This is a genomic window from Bradyrhizobium sp. (assembly GCF_052389815.1).
In the GTDB taxonomy this organism is placed as follows: Bacteria; Pseudomonadota; Alphaproteobacteria; order Rhizobiales; family Xanthobacteraceae; genus Bradyrhizobium.
The window spans coordinates 21,172-40,160 of record NZ_JBQTHN010000098.1; the positions used below are offsets into that span (position 1 = coordinate 21,172).

21 protein-coding genes are annotated in these 18,989 nt (G+C 65.5%); 13 read left to right on the forward strand and 8 right to left on the reverse strand.

Annotation, left to right across the window (positions count from 1 at the left end):
* The first annotated feature begins 22 nt into the window (after nt 1-22).
* The 4 genes from ACT4OC_RS17275 (at nt 23) to ACT4OC_RS17290 (ending at nt 4,209) form a co-directional block, all read left to right on the forward strand.
* Nucleotides 23-226: a YgaP family membrane protein gene (locus ACT4OC_RS17275; RefSeq protein ID WP_444840231.1), complete on the forward strand. Its 204-nt coding sequence runs from the start codon at nt 23-25 to the stop codon at nt 224-226.
* Nucleotides 227-277: 51 nt separating this feature from the next.
* The gene (ccoG, locus tag ACT4OC_RS17280) at nt 278-1,717 is read left to right on the forward strand and encodes a cytochrome c oxidase accessory protein CcoG (RefSeq protein WP_444840232.1); all 1,440 of its coding nucleotides are present in this window, start codon (nt 278-280) and stop codon (nt 1,715-1,717) included.
* 354 nt (nt 1,718-2,071) lie between these two features.
* Complete coding sequence (locus tag ACT4OC_RS17285) at nt 2,072-3,268, forward strand: GNAT family N-acetyltransferase (protein ID WP_444840233.1); 1,197 nt, start codon at nt 2,072-2,074, stop codon at nt 3,266-3,268.
* The gene (locus ACT4OC_RS17290) at nt 3,265-4,209 is read left to right on the forward strand and encodes a cupin-like domain-containing protein (protein WP_444840234.1); all 945 of its coding nucleotides are present in this window, start codon (nt 3,265-3,267) and stop codon (nt 4,207-4,209) included. Before ACT4OC_RS17285 ends, ACT4OC_RS17290 begins: the two co-directional genes overlap by 4 nt.
* 2 nt (nt 4,210-4,211) lie before the next feature.
* On the opposite strand, the gene ACT4OC_RS17295 is transcribed toward ACT4OC_RS17290, so the two are convergent.
* Together ACT4OC_RS17295 and ACT4OC_RS17300 are read right to left on the reverse strand one after the other, a co-directional pair.
* Nucleotides 4,212-4,403: a hypothetical protein gene (locus ACT4OC_RS17295; RefSeq protein ID WP_444840235.1), complete on the reverse strand. Its 192-nt coding sequence runs from the start codon at nt 4,401-4,403 to the stop codon at nt 4,212-4,214.
* A gap of 9 nt (nt 4,404-4,412) precedes the next feature.
* Nucleotides 4,413-5,078: a DsbA family oxidoreductase gene (locus tag ACT4OC_RS17300; protein ID WP_444840236.1), complete on the reverse strand. Its 666-nt coding sequence runs from the start codon at nt 5,076-5,078 to the stop codon at nt 4,413-4,415.
* A 170-nt stretch (nt 5,079-5,248) separates the two neighbouring features.
* Between ACT4OC_RS17300 and ACT4OC_RS17305 the strand changes: the two genes are divergently transcribed.
* Together ACT4OC_RS17305 and ACT4OC_RS17310 are read left to right on the forward strand one after the other, a co-directional pair.
* On the forward strand, nt 5,249-5,509 hold the full coding sequence (locus ACT4OC_RS17305) for a hypothetical protein (RefSeq protein WP_444840237.1): 261 nt from the start codon (nt 5,249-5,251) through the stop codon (nt 5,507-5,509).
* The gene (locus ACT4OC_RS17310; RefSeq protein ID WP_444840238.1) at nt 5,509-6,045 is read left to right on the forward strand and encodes a thioesterase family protein; all 537 of its coding nucleotides are present in this window, start codon (nt 5,509-5,511) and stop codon (nt 6,043-6,045) included. Before ACT4OC_RS17305 ends, ACT4OC_RS17310 begins: the two co-directional genes overlap by 1 nt.
* Before the next feature lie 65 nt (nt 6,046-6,110).
* Here the strand turns inward: ACT4OC_RS17310 and ACT4OC_RS17315 are convergent, their stop codons facing one another.
* The gene (locus ACT4OC_RS17315; RefSeq protein ID WP_444840239.1) at nt 6,111-6,821 is read right to left on the reverse strand and encodes a FecR family protein; all 711 of its coding nucleotides are present in this window, start codon (nt 6,819-6,821) and stop codon (nt 6,111-6,113) included.
* A 355-nt stretch (nt 6,822-7,176) separates the two neighbouring features.
* Between ACT4OC_RS17315 and ACT4OC_RS17320 the strand changes: the two genes are divergently transcribed.
* On the forward strand, nt 7,177-11,925 hold the full coding sequence (locus ACT4OC_RS17320; protein ID WP_444840240.1) for a VCBS domain-containing protein: 4,749 nt from the start codon (nt 7,177-7,179) through the stop codon (nt 11,923-11,925).
* A gap of 65 nt (nt 11,926-11,990) precedes the next feature.
* Here ACT4OC_RS17320 and ACT4OC_RS17325 read toward each other — a convergent pair whose 3' ends face one another.
* A complete protein-coding gene (locus tag ACT4OC_RS17325) occupies nt 11,991-12,248 on the reverse strand; it encodes a hypothetical protein (protein WP_444840241.1) in 258 nt (85 codons plus the stop codon).
* A gap of 41 nt (nt 12,249-12,289) precedes the next feature.
* The gene (locus ACT4OC_RS17330) at nt 12,290-13,108 is read right to left on the reverse strand and encodes a helix-turn-helix domain-containing protein (protein WP_444840242.1); all 819 of its coding nucleotides are present in this window, start codon (nt 13,106-13,108) and stop codon (nt 12,290-12,292) included.
* Nucleotides 13,109-13,209: 101 nt separating this feature from the next.
* Between ACT4OC_RS17330 and ACT4OC_RS17335 the strand changes: the two genes are divergently transcribed.
* Nucleotides 13,210-13,440: a hypothetical protein gene (locus ACT4OC_RS17335; RefSeq protein WP_444840243.1), complete on the forward strand. Its 231-nt coding sequence runs from the start codon at nt 13,210-13,212 to the stop codon at nt 13,438-13,440.
* A 39-nt stretch (nt 13,441-13,479) separates the two neighbouring features.
* Complete coding sequence (locus tag ACT4OC_RS17340; protein ID WP_444840244.1) at nt 13,480-13,878, forward strand: hypothetical protein; 399 nt, start codon at nt 13,480-13,482, stop codon at nt 13,876-13,878.
* 37 nt (nt 13,879-13,915) lie between these two features.
* Here ACT4OC_RS17340 and ACT4OC_RS17345 read toward each other — a convergent pair whose 3' ends face one another.
* Nucleotides 13,916-14,398: a group III truncated hemoglobin gene (locus ACT4OC_RS17345; protein WP_444840245.1), complete on the reverse strand. Its 483-nt coding sequence runs from the start codon at nt 14,396-14,398 to the stop codon at nt 13,916-13,918.
* Between the two features lie 97 nt (nt 14,399-14,495).
* Here ACT4OC_RS17345 and ACT4OC_RS17350 point away from each other — a divergent pair, with 97 nt between their 5' ends.
* Both ACT4OC_RS17350 and ACT4OC_RS17355 read left to right on the forward strand, forming a co-directional pair.
* A complete protein-coding gene (locus ACT4OC_RS17350) occupies nt 14,496-14,915 on the forward strand; it encodes an RrF2 family transcriptional regulator (RefSeq protein WP_444840246.1) in 420 nt (139 codons plus the stop codon).
* Nucleotides 14,912-15,202, forward strand: coding sequence for a DUF6522 family protein (locus ACT4OC_RS17355; RefSeq protein WP_444840247.1), 291 nt, complete (start codon nt 14,912-14,914; stop codon nt 15,200-15,202). Before ACT4OC_RS17350 ends, ACT4OC_RS17355 begins: the two co-directional genes overlap by 4 nt.
* A 2-nt stretch (nt 15,203-15,204) precedes the next feature.
* Here the strand turns inward: ACT4OC_RS17355 and ACT4OC_RS17360 are convergent, their stop codons facing one another.
* Nucleotides 15,205-15,894, reverse strand: a complete 690-nt coding sequence (locus ACT4OC_RS17360) for an SET domain-containing protein (protein ID WP_444840248.1) — start codon at nt 15,892-15,894, stop codon at nt 15,205-15,207.
* A 220-nt stretch (nt 15,895-16,114) separates the two neighbouring features.
* Between ACT4OC_RS17360 and ACT4OC_RS17365 the strand changes: the two genes are divergently transcribed.
* Nucleotides 16,115-16,669: a hypothetical protein gene (locus ACT4OC_RS17365; protein WP_444840263.1), complete on the forward strand. Its 555-nt coding sequence runs from the start codon at nt 16,115-16,117 to the stop codon at nt 16,667-16,669.
* Nucleotides 16,670-16,733: 64 nt separating this feature from the next.
* On the opposite strand, the gene ACT4OC_RS17370 is transcribed toward ACT4OC_RS17365, so the two are convergent.
* Nucleotides 16,734-17,450 carry a TetR/AcrR family transcriptional regulator gene (locus ACT4OC_RS17370; protein WP_444840249.1) on the reverse strand — a complete coding sequence of 239 codons (717 nt, stop codon included), beginning with the start codon at nt 17,448-17,450 and terminating at the stop codon, nt 16,734-16,736.
* A gap of 113 nt (nt 17,451-17,563) precedes the next feature.
* On the opposite strand from ACT4OC_RS17370, the gene ACT4OC_RS17375 reads away from it, so the two are divergent.
* Nucleotides 17,564-18,967 (forward strand): carotenoid oxygenase family protein, encoded by a 1,404-nt coding sequence (locus ACT4OC_RS17375; protein WP_444840250.1) that lies wholly within the window; start codon nt 17,564-17,566, stop codon nt 18,965-18,967.
* Nucleotides 18,968-18,989: the final 22 nt, after the last annotated feature.

Genomic DNA, 18,989 nt, shown 5'->3' on the forward strand with positions numbered 1-18,989 from the left:
AGCCAACTGAAGGAGTACATCCATGAATGTCGATAAAGCAGTTCTCGCCTTTGCAGGCTTCGTCGTCCTATTGGGCCTCGCGCTCGGTTACTACGTCAACGCCTACTGGTACCTGCTGACGGCGTTCGCCGGCGTCAACATGTTGCAGGCGTCGTTCACGGGGTTCTGCCCGGCCGCTATGGTCTTCAGGAAGCTGGGCCTGCGGGGCGGCTGCGCGTTCAACTGAGCGGCGCGGAAATCCCGCGCCTGACGGCGCCCATCGCGAGGAATCCCGTCCATGAGCAACGATACCTTCATCGAAGGCCCGCTCTATGCGCCTCGCGCCAAGGTCTATCCGCAGGCGGTGCACGGCAGATTCCGCCGCATCAAGTGGGTGATCCTCTGCATCACGCTCGGGGTCTATTATCTGCTGCCGTTCGTCCGCTGGGATCGCGGGCCCGGCCTGCCGAGCCAGGCCGTGCTCGTCGACTTCCCGCACCGCCGCTTCTATTTCTTCTTCATCGAGTTGTGGCCGCAGGAGGTCTATTATTTCACGGGCCTCTTGATCCTCGCCGCTATGGCCCTGTTCCTGATGAACGCCGTCGCCGGCCGCATCTGGTGCGGCTACATGTGCCCGCAGACGGTCTGGACCGACCTGTTCTATGCCGTGGAGCGCTGGGTGGAGGGCGACCGGCGCGAGCGGATGATGAGCGACAAGCGCGGCTGGACGTTCACGCATGTCCGGCAGGTTGCGCTGAAGCATTTCCTCTGGCTCATGATCGCTTGGTGGACGGGCGGCGCATGGGTGCTCTATTTCGCCGACGCGCCGACCCTGGTGAAGGACCTCGCGACCTTCCAGGCCCCGTTCATCGCCTATCTCTGGATCGGCATCCTGACCGCCACGACCTACATCTTCGCCGGCCACGCCCGCGAGCAGGTCTGCATCTACATGTGCCCGTGGCCGCGCATCCAGGCGGCGCTCACCGACGAATGGGCGCTCAACGTCACCTACCGGGGCGACCGCGGCGAACCGCGCATGTCGGTCAAAAAGGCCGAGCAGGCGCGCGCCCACGGCGAGACGGCCGGCGACTGCGTCGACTGCCACCAGTGCATCAACGTTTGCCCGACCGGCGTCGATATCCGCGACGGCATTCAGCTCGGCTGCATCCAGTGCGGCCTGTGCATCGACGCCTGCGACACCGTCATGGAGCAGATCGACCGCCCCACCGGCCTGATCGGCTACGACACCGACGTCAACATGCAGCGGCGGCGCGAGGGCAAGGCGCCGATCTACCGGCCGGCGCGCGCGCGCACCCTCGTCTACGCCGCCGCCATGGCGATCGTCGGCGGCATCATGCTGTACTCGCTGCTCACCCGGAGCATGATCGACGTCAACGTGCTGCATGAGCGCAATCCCCTGTTCGTCCAGCTGGCGGATGGCGGCGTGCGCAACGACTATTCGCTGCGCCTGCTCAACAAGGGCGCGGAGCGCTCGTTCGCGCTGGAGGTCTCGGGCCTGCCGGGCGCGAAGCTTCAGGCCGCCGGCGTTTCGCGCAGGCCGGACGGCAAGCTGGCCATCGACGTCGGGCAAGACCAGACCCGCGAAGTGCGGATATCGGTGCAGGTCGATCCGGGAGCGGTGCCGGCAAAGCCGGTCGACATCTCGATCGAGGCAACCGACCTCACGACGGGCCAAACCGTGGCCGCGCGGGACCACTTCGTGTCTCCCGGCCGGTGATGCATGATGAGATTGCTGTTGATCATGGCGATCGCGCTCACGGCCGCGGGCGCGGGAAACGCAGCGGAAGTCGATCTTCATGGATACTGGGACAGGAATTGCGCCAGCTGTCACGGACATGCGGCAGCTTTCGCACGTCGGTTCCTGACCGTAACGGACGGGAAACTGCGGGGCGGCAACTGAGCGTGTAGTCCATGCTTATGCCTAATGAAGCGTTAACATTATCGCTCAACTTCGATGCTGCGACCAACGGGTTTCTCCAACCTTTTCGGCTAGCTTGGCCTCCATCAGCGCGAGGAAGACGGACGACAGGGGTCAACGGCGTCCGCCCGTCGCGCACGGGGATTTGAGGACGTGGCCGACATTGCCGATACAACTCTGGTTCACCGCGCACCCATGCGGGATGAAGCGGCAACGCGCGCCGCGCCGGTGCCGCTCGCAAGCGTTGGTGCGGATGCCTGGCGCGGGCTTGCCGAGCGGACGGTCGAGCCGAACGGCTACTACCTGCCCGACTGGGAAATGGCGGTAGACGCCTCCGCGCGTGGCCGTACCAACGCTTCAGCGATCTGCGCCTTCAGCGATACAAGGCTGACCGGACTGTTGCCGGTCGTCCCGATGTGGCGGGCTTACGGAATTCCGCTGCCGGCGCTGGTCAGCGCCGACCCCTATGGCTCGCTGTGCACGCCGCTGCTCGACCGCGAACAGGCCGAGGCCGCCGCGCTCGAACTGATGCGCCAGGCCCGCGCGGCCGGCGCCCATGCCTTGCTGCTGCGCGCAGTCGCGCTCGACGGTCCTGCGATGAAGGCCTTTCGCGAGGAACTGCGCCGCGACGGCCTGCGCGTCAGGCTGCTGCAATCGCATCTGCGCGCCGCGCTCGATGCCACGCGCGACGCCGACGAAGTGTTGCAGGAAGCGCTGGGCGCGAAGAAGCTGAAGGAGCTGCGCCGTCAGCGCAACCGGCTCGCCGACCACGGCGCGGTGCAATTCGACGTCGCGCGAACGCCGGACGAGGTTGCGCCGGCGGTCGAGACATTCCTTGCGCTCGAAGCCAGCGGCTGGAAGGCCAGGCGCGGCACGGCGCTTGCGCAGGACCAGGGCGACGCCGCTTTCATCCGCCGCGCCACCGTGGCGATGGCGGCTCGCGGCCAGTGCGAGATCATTTCGCTCCGGGCCGGCGACACGCCGGTTGCGGCCGGCGTCGTGCTGCGCCACGGCGATCGCGCCTTCTTCTTCAAGCTCGGCGTCGACGAGCGCTTTGCAAAGTATTCGCCGGGCGTGCAGCTCACGCTTGAGCTGACGCGGCACCTCTGCGCCGATCCGCTGATCCGCTTCGCCGATTCCACCGCGGCGCCCGATCATCCCATGATCAATCCGATCTGGCGGTCCCGTCTTGCCATCGGCGACGTGCTCGTTCCCTTGCAGCGCCACGACGTCGTCGTGCCGCTGATCCGCGCCGCGCTTGCGCTGCGCCAGGCGATCCGCGAGCCGGCCCGCCGCGCCGTTCATTTCCTCCGGCGACGCCGGGAAAGCCGTCAGGAGAAGTCCACATGAATACGACCACGGCGATTGCGCCCGTCATCACCGCTTCCAACGACTCGCTGCGCCGCGACTTTCCGCTGAGGCCGTTCGCGATCCGCCACAAGCTTTCCGGCCATCCGCTGCTGACGTTGCCGCGTATCGCGCAGCTCGCCGCCGAGCTGCCGCGCGACCTCATCGAATACAATTCCGGCAAGGTCGCGATCAGCCAGGACCCGGACGCGATCCCCGCGGTCGATCTCGATCCGGTCGAGATCGTCCGGCGCATCGAGACCGCCGGCGCCTGGATGGTGCTCAAGCGCGTGGAGAATTCGCCGGAATACCGCCAGCTGCTGGAGGATACCCTGCTGTCGGTCGCCCGCGCTCGCGGCTTCAACAGCGTGGCCGATGCCGGCTTCGAGCAGATCGAGGGTTTCCTGTTCGTCTCCTCGCCGAACTCGACGACGCCGTTCCATCTCGACAGCGAGGACAATTTCTTCGTCCACATCCACGGCGAAAAATTCTTCACCATCTACGACAACACGGACCGCGCCATCATCGACGATGCCGAGATCGAGCGTTCGATGACCAAGCACCGTAACCTGAAATTTGACGAGCGCTGTGCACCACGCGCGACTGAATTCCATCTGTTCGCGGGCGAAGGCTGCTACGTGCCCTATCAGTGGCCGCACTGGGTGCGCACCGCCGGCAGCTATTCGATCTCGATGGCGATCACCTGGAAGACGCGCGAGGTCCGCCGCAACAACGATTTGCACTTCTTCAATTCGTGGCTGCGCGGCATCGGCCTGCCGCAGCAGGCGCCGGGCAGGCAGCCGGCGCTGGATGCGCTGAAGCTCGCGCTTTACCGCACCGTCACGACGGCCATCACGCCGCTGCGCAGCTCCATGGCGATGCGCAAGGCGCTGCGCCGCATCGCGCTCGGCAAGAAGGCGAACTACTATTTGAAGGGGGCTTAGGCCTACGGCTTCTTGCGCTCGAACATTTGAGCAGTTCGACCGTCGCGCTGAACCAATTTGCCATCTCGACGATGTTCCGCGATGGCAAACCATTCCTCGGTCAACTCAGGAATTTCGTCGTATTCGTGCTCCTGCAAGATATGTCGATCGACGCTTTTCAGGTCGCTTCCCAAGACTCGCTTTCCACCGGCCATAGCGTTGTCCTACTCCGCCGCCTGCGCGTTGATTTCCGCCGACACCTGGCGGATGGCGCGCGCCAGCTGCTCGGCCGGTTGCGCGCCGGACACCGCGTATTTCTGCGCGAACACGAAGGTCGGCACGCCGGAAATGCCCTTGTCGGAAGCTTCCTGCGCCCAGGAGGAGATCAGCTCCACGTCCTCGTCGGTGGCAAGGCGCCTCTTCACATCCTCGGCGTCGAGGCCGACATCGGCGGCCGCCTGCACCAGCACGCCGGCGTCGGTGAGGTCGCCGCCGTCGCGGAAATAGAGCTCCATCAGCCGCTGCTTCATTTCGGCGGCCTTGCCCTGCTGGTCGGCCCAATGGATAAGGCGATGGCAATCGATGGTGTTGGGCTGGCGCTTGACGAGCTCGGGCCGGTACGTGAGCCCCTCCTCGCCAGCGGCCTGCACCACGCGGCCGGCGATGCCCTTGTAGGCCTCGACCGAGCCGAACTTGGCGGTGAGGTATTCCTCGCGGCTGATTCCCTCGCGCGGTACCCATGAATTGAGGAAGAACGGCCGCCAGCGCACTTCAACGGGCACGTCGGGCACCAGCGCCAAAGCATTCTCGATGCGGCGCTTGCCGATGTAGCACCAGGGGCAGACCACGTCGGAGACGATGTCGAGTTTCAGGGGCTTCAGGTCGCTCATGAGGTTCTCCTGGGCTTCTCCTGCTGTCACGCAAGCGCTGAAGATAAGCCGATCGGGGTCCCGGACAAGGCCGGAAGCGGCATGCCTCATCCAACATAACCTCCGCGGTTATTGCGGGATTCGCCGGGTGGCCGTAGCGATCGGCCGTCGATTTGCCAGCGGAGACGCCCATGACCGCCATTTTCAAGCCCGAAGGCCCCCTGTTCCGCGCCACCGAACATGCCGGCGGACCGTGGTCATCAGACATGCTGCAAGACAGCGCCACCACCGCGCTGATGACGCGCGAGGTGGAGCGGCTGGCGAAGACGTCGGGCTTTGCCGTGCGCCGCTCACTTTCGACCTCTGGCGCCCTGCGGGTCTGCGCGCCTTCCGCGTGGCGAGCGAGATGCTGCGCGACGGCCGAAAAGCAAAAACGTTGCAGGTGCGCCTGATGGACGGCGAGACCGAGATCGGCCGCTGCACGGCGCTGCTGACCGCGCAAGGCAGCGAGTCGCCCGCCGATCCCTTCGCCAGGACGTCGGCCGCCGATGCGCCGCCGGAGAGCGGCACGCCGCCGCCCGGCTTCGCGCAGCGCTGGAGCAGATACTTCCAGAACGTCTCGGTGCGGCTGATCGAGGGCGCGCTGGAGAAACCCGGCCCGGCTGCCGCGTGGATGCGGCTCGACGTGCCCGTGGTCGAGGGCGAGGCCAACACGCCGCTGCTGCAGGCGGTGCAGGCTGCGGATTTCTCCAGCGGCGTCGCTCAGATCGTCGACATACGCGAATGGACCTTCATCAATCCCGAGATCAGCCTGTACTTCTTCCGCGAGCCGGAGGGTGAATGGATTCTGATCCGTTCGCGCACCCGTGTCGGCGCCGGCGGCGCCGGGCTCACCACCGCGACGTTGAGCGACCGCCAGGGACCGTTCGCCGAAGTGATGCAGGCGATGAGCTTCGAGCGGCGCGAGGCTCAGGCTCAGGCGTCCTGAAGTCCTTTGCTACCTTGCGAAGGCGGCCGCGGTCCGCGGGCGCGGCTTGCGCCCGAGAAGATCACCTAGCAGCCCCGGCAGATCCTCAAGTTGAGCTTTTCGCGGTCCAATTGCTCCGGGCGCTGCGCCGCGGCCGGACCGGAACCCCTCGCAAGTTTGCCCTTGCCCTGCTCGATGAGCGTCGAAAACTTCACCGAGCCGTCGTTCGAAATCTCGACATGTGGCGTGGTGCCTCGAATGCCCATGGTTGCGACCGGCGTGTCGACCTTCATATCGCCCGTCTTCGCAATACCGCCGGCCACGAACGTCATCGTTCCGTTCGTCAAATTGAACAGGGTCGAGTTCGATTTGCCGTTTGGATCGTAGACGAACTCGTCCAGCGCCATACGCGCGTTGCTCGACAGATTGAACGAGCTGCCGTCGGCAAAGTTGATGCCGATCCGGCCATCGGCGCCGGTCTTGACCACGTCGCCCCGATAGACGAGGTCGCCGACCTTCGTCTCCTGTCCGGCGACACTGGCCTGCACGACCACCGCGTTCGCGCGTTCAATCGAGACCGAGCCCGTGGCGACCACGACCTTGCCGATAGGTTTCGACGGAAGCTCCAGAACGGCCGGCCGCTGCGGCCCGATCTGGGCTGCGGAGCAACCAGGGAAAAAACCGGTCAGCAAGAAGACAAGACCGGCCACCAACGCAAATCCCTGCGCGTGCACATGATCCCCTTCCTTCGCGAGAAGGTCCCGTTCGTACAGCAGTCCGCCGGTTGAGCCCGGCAACAACCGGATGCTGCGCCACGCCGAATGCGGTAGTGTCCAATGCGCGATAGCTTAGTGCTGACAGCCGTTGTCGACCAGTACCTCTTTATTTCCCGCTCCCGGGGGCTTGCGCGGTCGCAAAATGGGCGCATGCTCCCCGGCAATTCGATAGTTCTTGAGGGGGGCCGGACACGTTTGCGGCGGAAAGTTGCTTGACGTCGCGCTGATCAGGTCTTCTCCCTGAAGATGCTGGGTTATTTCAGTCGGACGTTTCGGCGGGCAGCCCTGGGGCTAGCCGGCGCCAGAAGATTTGGGCCCACTGGCGCTTGGCAAGCCAGAACAAGGCGGCGCCACGCTTGGCAGCGAGGTCAAGCCAATGTTTGTTGCGCCCCAAATGCGACGCACCCGACTGGTGATCGCGGATCGACATCCGATCGTTCTGCACGGGTTGATATCGGTAATCACAGCGCAGCAGGACTTCGAGATCGTCGCATCCTGCACCAGCGGAAGACGCTCGGTCGAAGCGCTTCGCAATTTGGCGCCCGATGTCGCACTTCTGGGCGACTCGCTTCCCGACGTGACGGCATCCGAATTTCTCGCCATCGCCAATGCCGAGAATCTTCCCACCCGGCTGGTCTTCTTCACCTCATCGCTCGAACAAGGCGATCTCGCGTCGGCCATCGCAGACGGTGCCTGTAGCGGGATCTCGAAGTACGCGAGCCCCGAAACCTTGCTGCGTTCCCTGAGGCTGGTGATGGAGGGCATCAGCCTGCTGCCGGAGCTATCCCCGGAATTAGCGTCACCCGAGAAGGAAAGCGGCGCCAACATCGAAGAGTTGCTGACGGTGCTGACGGACCGGGAGCGCGAAATCATGCGCCTGGTAGCCGAAGGCTTGTCGAACAAGGAAATCGCGCGACAGCTGAACGTTTCCGACGGCACCATCAAGGTCCATCTCCACCACATATATCAGAAGCTCGAGATCAACAGCCGGACGGTGCTGGCGGCGCTCGTCTTGTCGCAGCGACATGGCGGGTTTGGCATGCTGTCGCTCGCCGCGCTGACCTTCGCAACGATGCCCGATGCAAAGGCGGCGGATCCGGGCGAAACAATCCTGGACGACGACAACATTGCTTACAAGGATCTCGAATACGGCGCGTTCGAGCTCTGGACCAAGGAGGATGTCCCTCGGCACATCGTCGTCAATGATCCCGGCCAGACAATCGTACTCACCGGCAGAGGCTCCTCCGTCAGCGTGAGCCAAGTCGCGAACTCCGCCGCCCGCATGGAGGAACTGCAAGCCGCCCAGCAGGCCGTGCTCGCCAATGTCGCGAAGGGATATGGCCCGAACGGCTCGTCCAGCCCTCCCCACATTTTCAACCTGCCGGGAGCGCAACAGCTCGACGAGGTTCAGCCCGGTGGCCCGACGACGCCGGGGTCGCTGCCGCCGCTGGAGTTCGCTCCGAACCCGATATTCTACCCGCTCATTGCGCCACCGCTGCCGCCCGAGCCTCCGTCGCTGAATGCGGCGAGCGGACCGATGCTGATCGACACGGGCGCGTTCGATGATTTCGCCGCGTCGAGTGGAAATTTCGTCGCCAGCAGTCCCCGCCCGGGCGCCACCCTCACCTTCGGCATCGACGGCGGCACCGCGGGCAGCACGGTCCTGGACGGGGTTACCTACGATACCTCGAAGACCGGCCCCTACGGTACGCTCTACCTCGACAGCGCGACCGGCGCCTACATCTACGTTCCCGACGACGATGCCATCAACGCGCTGGCGGCGCCCACGATCGAAAGCTTCATCATCACGGTTTCCGACGGAACGCTCGCGGCCAGCCAGATTTTTACGGTCACCATCGACGGCGGCAACGACGCCGCGATCATAACCGGCGTTACCGGCGGCGGCGTCACGGAAGCAGGCGGCGTCGCCAACGCCGCGCCGGGCACGCTGACCGCCACGGGAACGCTCACCGATACCGACGTCGACAATCCCGCCAACACCTTCACGGCGGTCAACTCGCCGACACCAAGCCAGAAGGGCTACGGCACCTTCACCATGACGGTGGCCGGCGTCTGGACTTACACGCTCGACAACGGCAATCCCGAGGTGCAGGCGCTCAACGTCGGCGGCACCCTGATCGACACCTTCATCGTGACCACGGTCGACGGCACGCCGCAGATCGTCACCATCACCATTACCGGCAGCAACGACGCGGCGATCATTTCCGGCACCACCTCCGGCTCGGTGCTCGAGGCCGGCAGCACCGCGCCAGGCACGCCGGTTGCGACCGGCACGCTCACCGACGTCGACGTGGACAATGTGGACAACGCCTTCATCGCCGTCATCTCGCCGACCGCGGGCAACAACGGCTACGGCACCTTCACCATGACGGCAGCCGGCGTGTGGACCTACACGCTCGACAACGGCAACGCCGAGGTGCAGTCGCTCAATGTCGGCGGCACCCTGATCGACACCTTCATCGTGACCACGGTGGACGGCACGGCGCAGATCGTCACCATCACCATCACCGGCAGCAACGACGCGGCGATCATTTCCGGCACCACGGCCGGCTCGGTGCTCGAGGCCGGCAGCACCGCGCCGGGCACGCCCGTCGCGACCGGCACACTTTCGGCCGCCGACGCCGACAATGCCGCGAACGCCTTCATCGCCGTCATCGCGCCGACCGCGAGCAACAACGGCTACGGCACCTTCACCATGACGGCAGCCGGCGTCTGGACCTACACGCTCGACAACGGCAATCCCGAGGTGCAGGCGCTCAACGTCGGCGGCACCCTGACCGACAGCTTCATCGTGACCACGGTCGACGGCACCGCGCAAGCGGTGACGATCACCATCACCGGCAGCAATGACGCGGCGGTCATCTCCGGCACCGCCTCCGGATCGGTCGTTGAGGCCGGCGCCGATCCGGGCACGCCCGTTGCGACCGGCACGCTCACCGACACCGACGTGGACAACGAGGACAACGCCTTCATCGCCGTCACCTCGCCGACGGCGAGCAGCAAGGGCTACGGGACCTTCATGATGACCGCGGCCGGCGCGTGGACCTACATGCTCGACAACGCTAATGCCGAGGTGGAGGCGCTCGATCCCGGTGAGACGTTGACCGATACATTCACGGTCACCACCATCGACGGCACCACGCAGGTGGTGACGATCGTCATCCACGGCAGCAGCGATGCGGACCCGAACGATTTCGACCACCTTGCCCTGGGGACCGAGGTCGTAAGCGACCCGCCGTTCGTTTACGGGACTCCCGACGGCGAAACCATCGCGGGAGGCGGCAATGAGCCTCAGACAGTCTACGCGGGCGCGGGTGACGACACCGTCAATGGCACTGGCGTGGATGACGTTCTGTATTCCGGATCAGGCAACGATACGATCAAGGGCAATGGCGGTGACGACACGTTGTACGGAGGATCCGGCCGCGATGACATCAACGGCAATAACGGCAGCGATACCATCATCGGCGGATATGGCGCTGACGATCTGACGGGCAGCAACGGCGATGACGTGTTCGTCTACCTGGCCGTTGCCGATTCCAACTCGAGCGGGTTCGACCGGATCACCGATTTCGCGTCGGGTTCGGACAAGATCAACCTGGCGGCCTTTGGCGCGCTGGCGTTCCTGCACCTGACTTCGGCAAGCACGTCGGTGCCGCCGCGCACCATCGCCTGGATCTACGACAGCGCAAGCAATGAAACCATCGTCTACGTCAACCCGACGGATGAGGTCCTGGACATCGGCGATCCGGCCCTGCTGGAGATCCACCTGCAGGGCGTCGTGTCCGTTGCCGAGTCGGATTTCATCCACGAGGAGGCGACCGCCACGACCGTCGTTACCGCCGGCGAAGCCATCGATCCTGCGCTCGCGGCAATTGCGGCAGCCGAAATCGTCGTTCTGACGTCGGCCATTGCCGAGGTGTCCGCGGAGTCTGAAGATGGTGTAAGCGCCCATGCCGGCAGCTGGACGCTGCAGGCAACCGAGGAGAGCTTCAAGTTCGATTTCGATCGCGGTGTCGATTCGATCGGCTCCATCAGGATCGCCCGCTTCGGCGAAGCTTCGGCCTACGCGACGGCAGCCAGCGATGGCGAAGCGGTCACCGCGCTAGTGAGTGGACCGCCAATCGAGCTTTGGCACGATCCCGCCGCTGCGCCGGTGGAGGAGCACTTCACGTTGCAGGCGGGGCCGGCCGCCGGCGCAACCGCGGCGAGCCATGCAGCCGCGATGCCTCCGTCCGACCCAAACGAGCCTGCGGCTATGGCGAACGCGGTCGCCGCGGCGCAGCTTGCCGAGCAGGGCGTAACCCCGGGCAATGGTGCAAACCCTCACCCGCAGCATGAGCCGCAAGCCGCCCTCGAAGGAACCGGTCCTAACAACCCTCATTCGGCATCGAGCCCGCCGGCCGCCGGCAATGGCCACCAAACCGCCGCCGTGAATCCCGGTCATGCAGAGGTAGTACCGGGGCAAGGACATTCATCCCACTTCAACAACGGCTCTGCTGCTTCGCACCAAGCCGAACCGGGCGGGCCGGAAGGGGCAAACCCCGCCTCGGCCCAGGGCCTTGCTCACGGGCACGGGGCCGAACCCGGCGGACCAGCAGAGCAACACGCCGGCAGTCACGCACAGATCGAGGAGCCGGGGAAAGGCAGCTCCCATTTCAACAACGCGGCGGCTTCCTCCAACCACGCCGACCCCATCGAGCCGGGAAGCTCAAGCCCTGCCTCGGCTCCGGGGATTGCGCATGGACACGGGGCCGGACCCGATGGGCCCGCAGCAATCGTGGAGACAAAGACAGCAGCACCCGCTCCGGCGCAGGAACCCGCCGCCAGTATCTTGCAGAACGGGGTGGAGCCCGGGCAAGGCGGTTCATTCCATTTCAACAACGCGGCGACTCCTTCTAACCACGCCGATCCCGTCGAATTGACGGAGGCGGGCCCCGCCCCCGGTTCGGTCACGCACGAACATGGCGCCGGTCCGGTCGGGCCGGCGGCCATCCAGCAGATTATTGCCGAGCTCTCGCAACCGGAGGAACCGGCCGCCGCTCACGCCCATGTCGCTCCGTCCCAAGCTGCAAGCCACGGCGCGCACGAACTGATCGTGTGATGGCGTATCCTTCCGTGCCTGAGGCGGCGCGAAAGCGGCATCGTCCATGGCTGCACGCCGGCGGCTCAACGGCCCAGCCTGCCGAGCGTCTCTTCGGTTGCCGCGTCCGCCGGCATGAACAGCTCGACGCGCAGCTCCTGCAGGGTGATGTCCTGCGGCGTGCCGAGCGTCAGCACGGTGCCGACGAAGCTCAAATGCTCGATCGAGATCCCCGCCTCGAACGCGAGATCGGCCTGGCTCATGGCGCGGCGCGCCCGCCAGGCGCGCAGGAGATCGCCGACGGGATTGCCGTGCGAGGGAGTGTGCTTTGCCGGCGTATCCATGCGCAGATTATGCGAAAGGGCGGCGCCGCTGTAAACGCCGGCTAGTCGCGCGGCTGCATCTGCTTCAACCGCTGCGCGGTCAGCTCATCCGCGGGGAAGAACGTCTCCAACGCCAGCTCCGACAGCGTGACGTCGACCGGGGTGCCGAACACCATCGTCGTGGAGATGAAGCTCAGGACTTCGCCATTGTGACGAAGCTTGAAGGGGATGGCGACATTGTCGGCGGAGACCGGAGCCGAGCGCGCCGGCAGCGGGTAGCTCTTCAGATCGTTGTAGAGCCGGACCAGCTCGGGATCGGCGGTCGCCTCGCACTGGCGGTGCAGCCGTTCCAGCAGATGCGCGGCCCATTCACCGAGATTGACCGTTCGCGGCGCCAGGCCCTCGGGGTGGAAGGAGAGGCGCAGGATGTTGAGCGGCGGGCTCAGCAGCTTTGGCGGAACGCCTTGCAGGATCGGCGCCAGCATGCGGTTGGCGGCGACCAGATTCCAGTGCCGGTCATAGGCCAGCGCCGGGTTCGGCTCGTGTGCCTTCAGGACGAGGTCGATCGCCTCGCGCGCCGACTTCAGCGCGGGATCGTCCAGCGCGCGCTGCGGGAAGGCCGGCGCAAAGCCGGCGGCGACGAGGAGCACGTTGCGTTCGCGCAGGGGCACGTCCAGTCGCTCCGCCAGTTTGAGCACCATCTCGCGCGACGGCGCCGAGCGTCCGGTCTCCACGAAGCTCAGGTGCCGCGCGGAAATCTCGGCTTCGCCGGCAAGGTCGAGCTGGCTCAGGTGACGGCGCTGCCGCCATTCGCGCAGGTGCTCGCCAATATGGATGGGTCTTGCGGGTTCGGCTCGCGCCGCAGATGCATATGCGTTCATGGTGGAAAACCTACCATGCGAAATTCGCGCATTCCATTACGTGCGAGGTAGTCGAATCCGCGCGGCAGGGCGGTCATCTTCGGGGGCACAAGGAGACGACAATGACCCCGCAGCACAACCCGCTTCAGCCCGCCGCCATCGCCGAATGGGCGCTGAACATGGCGACCTGGCTGGTGGCCCGGTCCCTCAACATGCCGCAGCCGCTGGTGCATTCGACCGGCGCTTACGTCTACGCCCAGGTCGCGGCTGCCGAGACCCGCGCCGCAAGGACCCTATGCCCGTTCGCCCACGCCCGCCGGCTGCGCGCCTGGTTCCGCGATCTCACCGCCTGAACTCGAAGTCCCCACCCCGAGAGCACAAGGAGAACTGCCATGATCAATCCGTCCTCGTTCCTGCGCCGCGCCCTGATCGCCGACGCAATCTTCAGCGGCGTTGCCGCGCTCGGCTTCACCTTCGGCGCCGGGGCCTTCGCCCCGCTGTTCAACCTGCCGGAGATGTTCCTGCGTGAAGTCGGCCTGTTCCTGATCGCCTATGCGGCGTTCGTCGGCTGGCTCGGCTCGCGGCAGACCGCGATGAAGGCGCTGGTGCTGATCGTGATTGTCGGCAACGCCGCCTGGACGCTCGGCAGCATTGCGCTGCTGTTTTCGGGCGCCGTCTCGCCGAACCTGATGGGCACGGCCATGGTGGTGGCGCAGGCGATCGCCACCGGCGTGTTCGCCGAGCTGCAATATATCGGCCTGCGCAGGAGCGGCGGCACCGTGACGGCGTAAGCTCGATCCGCACCCGACAGCCCTGACGGCCGTCGCGTTACTCCGCGGCGGCCGCTTTGTTGCGGCCAAACCGCTCGCCCTTGCCGAGGATCACGCCATGCGTGCCGGCGACGCCCATCTCGAGGCTCGAGGCGATACGCTGCGCGCGCTCCATGAAATGCGCCACCGCCTCCGGCCGACAGAGCTCGCGCGCGGTCTGCTCGAACAGCGCGAGCCAGCGATCGAAATGGCTGGCATCGACCGGAAGACGCATATGCTTGACCATCGGCGTGCCGTGGTAGCGCCCGGTCATCAGCGCGACCGACGACCAGAAGGCGAACATCTGCTGCAGATGCGGCTCCCAATCCCGGATCCGCGCCGCGAAAATCGGCCCAAGCGCTTCGTCCGCCCTCACCTTCGTGTAGAAGGCGCGGACGAGCTGCTCGATCATGACCTCGGTGATTCCGGTCTGGGCGACGATCTGCGCCGTGATCTCCTCGCGCCGTTCAGGGCCCGACGCGACTGCCTGCGGGATGGACACTATTCCCTCTCGTACCGTTGCCTATTCTAAATAGGCATCTTAAATACCTATTTAACTTGATACAGGATGTTTGCAAGGGCAAATCGCGAGGCCTGACATGCGGTTGACCACCTTCACGGATTTTGCGCTGCGCGCCTTGATGCGGCTCGCCGGCGAGCCGACGCGCTCCTTCGCGACCGGCGAGATCGCCGCCGAGTTCGGCATCTCCCGCCATCATCTGGCGAAAGTCGTGCGCGACCTCGCCGATGGCGGCTTCATTGCCACCCAGCGCGGTGCCGGCGGCGGCCTTTCGCTGGCGCGGCCGGCGCAGTCGATCACGCTCGGCGAAGTCGTGCGCACGCTGGAGCGGCGGCAAGGCCTCGTGGAATGTTTTTCCGCGGATGGCGGCCATTGCGTGCTGACGCCGCGCTGCCGCCTGAAGGCCAAGCTCGCCGCGGCCCGCGAAGCCTTCATGCGCGAGCTTGACTCCACCACGCTTGCCGAATGCGCCTATTCACCCGCAAGGAGACCGGCATGAAACCCGTCCTGCTCGGCGACGGCGTGATCGAGGTCGAGGCTTCCGTGATCGCGGAAGGGCTCGACCTGACCCTGGCGCAGCTCCGGCGGCAAATGCGCGCCGGCCGGGTCACGAGTCTTTCGGAACGCGGCACCGGCGAGGACGCCGGCAGGCATCGCCTGACCTTCTTCTCGGAGCACCGTCGCTTTCGCGTCGTCGTCGACGAGCGCGGCAGGATTGTCCAGCGCTCGGCGATCGATTTCGGGGAAGCAGGGCTTCCGCCTTCGCTGCGCAAGCCCGGCGCCTGAGGTTACGCCAGGACGCGCTGCGCCCCGTCCTGTCCGCGCCCGACGCGCTGAGAGATGTCGGACTTTGCGGCCCGCACATCGTACGCACCGTGTGCGTTCAGATGCGTGCCGTTGAGCTGCTTGCGGCCGGCCTGCTTGCGCGTTTTCTCAGCCACTTCGCGCGCTTTCCGCGCCTGCTTTTCCTGTTCCCTGGCGAGCTTCTCGGCTTCCTTGCGCGCCTTCTTCTCGGCCTTGGCCTTCAGGCGCTGCTTCTCCGCCCTCGCCTCCGCCCGCTTCTTCTTGCGCTTCTTCTCGCAGGCGGCGCACAGGCAGCCGATCGGCTTGAGGTATTCCTTGAAGTAATCGGTGCCGTAGTCGTAGTTGATCTCCTCGCCAGGCTCGATGTCCTTGATGGCGCGGATGAAAACCTTGCGCTTGCGCGGGCGAACGTCGGATTCCGCGTTCGGCCGGCAGGCATGGTTGATGTAGCGGGCGACGTTCTCGCGCACCGAGCCGTCGATGGTCCAGCGGTTGGTCAGCTGGAACAAATACTTGTTCTCGATCGCGTCGTCCTCTTCCTTGTTGCAGTCCAGAAGCGGCCCGAAATAGCGGATGATCCGGGTGCCCTTCTTGATCGGCTTGGTGGCGAAGAGGCCGAGCCCGGTGCGGGAGCGGCCGATACGATACGGCTTGTTCGACGAAATGGCAGGCATGACCGACTGAATGAACGCTGATGGCGATGTCGCGAAGCAACCCTTCTAGTACGATTCCGCTTCGCTGTCAGGTGTTTCCCGCATTGCGATTGAACCGTCCCCAGATTGCGAACGTCAAAACCTACGAGACGTTCCAATGACGGGCCGGCCGATGCAGTACATTCCCTCCACTGTCACAATCGCGGTCACCGCGCTGACGCTGGTTACCGCCAGCGCGGCCATGGTCCTGCACTCCAACGCCGAAACGATCGGCTCCAGCTACACCTCGACCGCGCCGAAGGATTGCCGCGTCAGGAGCGCGGGCAATGGCGTCGACGACGGCACCATTAGGGTCTGCCCGGGCAAGATCGGGCTCATCGTGCTGATTGCCGAGGACGATTTGCGCGAGACGGTCTCGGTCGGGCGCAATCGCCTCGGGGCTTCAAAGGAACCGGCGGCACAGACCTGGTTCGGCCCGTTCAATTCGACCACCAACACGGTGGAATGGCGCGCCGCCAACGGCAGGCCCTATGCCATCATCCAGCGCTGGCACATCGCCGACAATGCAGACCAGGACAAGGACGGCCGTCCTATCGCAAAACAGATGCTGGCGGTGACGCGGCTGGCGCCGGGCCCGGTCTGCCATGTCGCCTATGTCGACGTGCAGGCCAATCCCGACGCCAACGAGCTGGCGCGCAAGGCGGCCGACGAGCTCGCGCGAAACTTCAAATGCGGCAAGGACGCGGTGAAGATCCTTGGCAACAGCGGCCGCGGCGTGGAGCTGGCGCACCGCTGACTTTCCTTGATAACGCCGGCGCTTCGCGCCGGCTATGCCTTGATACGCCGGCGCTTCACGCCGGCTAAACCGGCGGCCGCGGAGGGGGGCTTTTCAGCATCGCTTCGAACAACTGCTCCATCGTGGTGCCCGCTGGCAGCCGCCGCAAAATGTCGGACATGCGGTCGTCGAGCAGCAGCATGGTGAAGCCATGGACCAGCGACCAGGCACGCGCGATCGCCCCGGCCTGTTCGAGCGACAGCGCCTCCGCCTCGATATGTTCGTGGCGGCTGGCGCCGACCCCGCGGGCAAGGCCGGCGAACGCGGCGCTGGCGGCCTCATGCAGCGAAGGCCGCTCCATGTCGAGCCGTTCGGTGCGGAACATCAGCCCGTACATGCCGGGATGGGCCTGCGCATAGGCGACATAGGCTTTCGCGCTCGCCATCCCCCTCTCCTGCGGCGTGCCGGAGGCGTTCGCCGCCCGCATCGCCTCGTTGAACTGACGATAGCCGATGGCCGCAAGCTCGCTGACGAGCCCGGTGAGATCGCCGAAATGATGGGTGGGCGCGGCATGTGAGACGCCCGCCTCGCGCGCCACGGCGCGCAGCGTCAGCCCCGCGAGCCCGTCGCGCTCCAGCAATTTTTCCGCCGCCTTCAACAATGCTTCGCGCAAGGCGCCGTGGTGATAAGGCGTATCCGCCGCTGCGCGGGTTCGCCGCACCGCCTGCTTCGCCACTGCAGGCCTCGCCGCGCTACGGCTGCGTGGGCGGCTCGCTTTGTTTTCTCTTGGTTTTTTTGACATGCGACTCTTATATGCCGCCATTTTGACAGTGTAAAGATTTTGCTTGACGGCGACAGGCAGGCGGGCTACTTATATCTTTACGATGTAAAGATAAACAGCTCGGGGAGTAGGCCATGCACGATCAGGTGACGACCAACGCTGCGCGTACCAATCTGGCGCCGATCCCGATGGAATGCGACGCGCCCTTCCTCAAGATATCAGGCGAGTTGCCGCGCGAGCTGAACGGCACGCTCTATCGCAACGGCCCCAACCCGCAATTCGACGCTCCCGGCGCGCACTGGTTCGTCGGCGACGGCATGCTGCACGCCTTCCATCTCGAAAACGGCCGCGCCAGCTATCGCAACCGCTGGGTCCGCACCCCGAAATGGCAGGCCGAGCATGACGCCGGCCGCGCGCTGTTCGGCGGTTTCGGCCGCAAGCTGCCGGGCACCCCGGCCGAAATCACCAACGATGGCGGCGTCGCCAACACCAACATCATCTTCCACGCCGGCCGGCTGCTCGCGCTGGAGGAAGGCCATATGCCGACCGAGATCGAGCCTGATACGCTGAGCCGGCGCGGCTATTGCGACTATGACGGCGCCATCAAGGGGCCCTTCACCGCACATCCCAAGGTCGATCCGGTGACCGGCGAGCTCGTCTTCTTCGGCTATAATGCGAGCGGCCCCCTGACGCCGACGCTCTCCTTCGGCGCGGTCGCTTCGTCCGGCACGGTGAAGCGCTTCGAGCGGTTCGAGGCGCCCTATGCCAGCATGGTGCACGACTTCATCGTTACCGGGAACCACCTGCTCTTTCCCATCCTGCCCATCACCGGCAGCATGGAGCGGGCGATGCGCGGCCAGGCGCCTTACGCCTGGGAGCCAGAGAAAGGCGCCTATGTCGGCGTGCTGAAGCGCAGCGGTTCGGCGAAAGACATCGTCTGGTTCCGCACCGAGAGCTGTTACGTTTTCCACGTCATGAATGCGTGGGAGGAAGGCGACCGCATCATCGCCGACGTCATGCAGTACGAAGAGGCGCCACTGTTCAACCATCCCGACGGGACGCCGACCGACCCCGTGAAATCGCGCGCCCGCTATTGCCGCTGGACCTTCGATCTCGCCGGAAATACCGACCGCTTCACGCAAACCTGGCTCGACGACCTCACCGGCGAATTCCCGCGCGTCGACGACCGCAGGGCCGGCTTCGCCTCGTCGCACGGCTGGTACGCCTGCGCCAATCCGGATCTGCCCATGTTCGGCGCCCTCTCCGGCATCGTGCATGTCGACGGCGCCGGCAAGCGGCTCGCGAATTACCTGCTGCCCGCAGGCGACACCATCTCCGAGCCCGTGTTCGTCGAGCGCGGCAAGGATGCCGCCGAGGGCGACGGCTGGCTGCTGGCGGTGGTCTGGCGCGCCCGCGAGAATCGCAGCGATCTTGCGGTGTTCAATGCGCAGGATATCGAGAGCGGCCCCGCGGCGCTGGTACATCTCGGCCACCGCGTGCCGGATGGTTTTCATGGTAACTGGGTCGGCGCGAACTGACGGCGCCTCACCCTCGTCATTC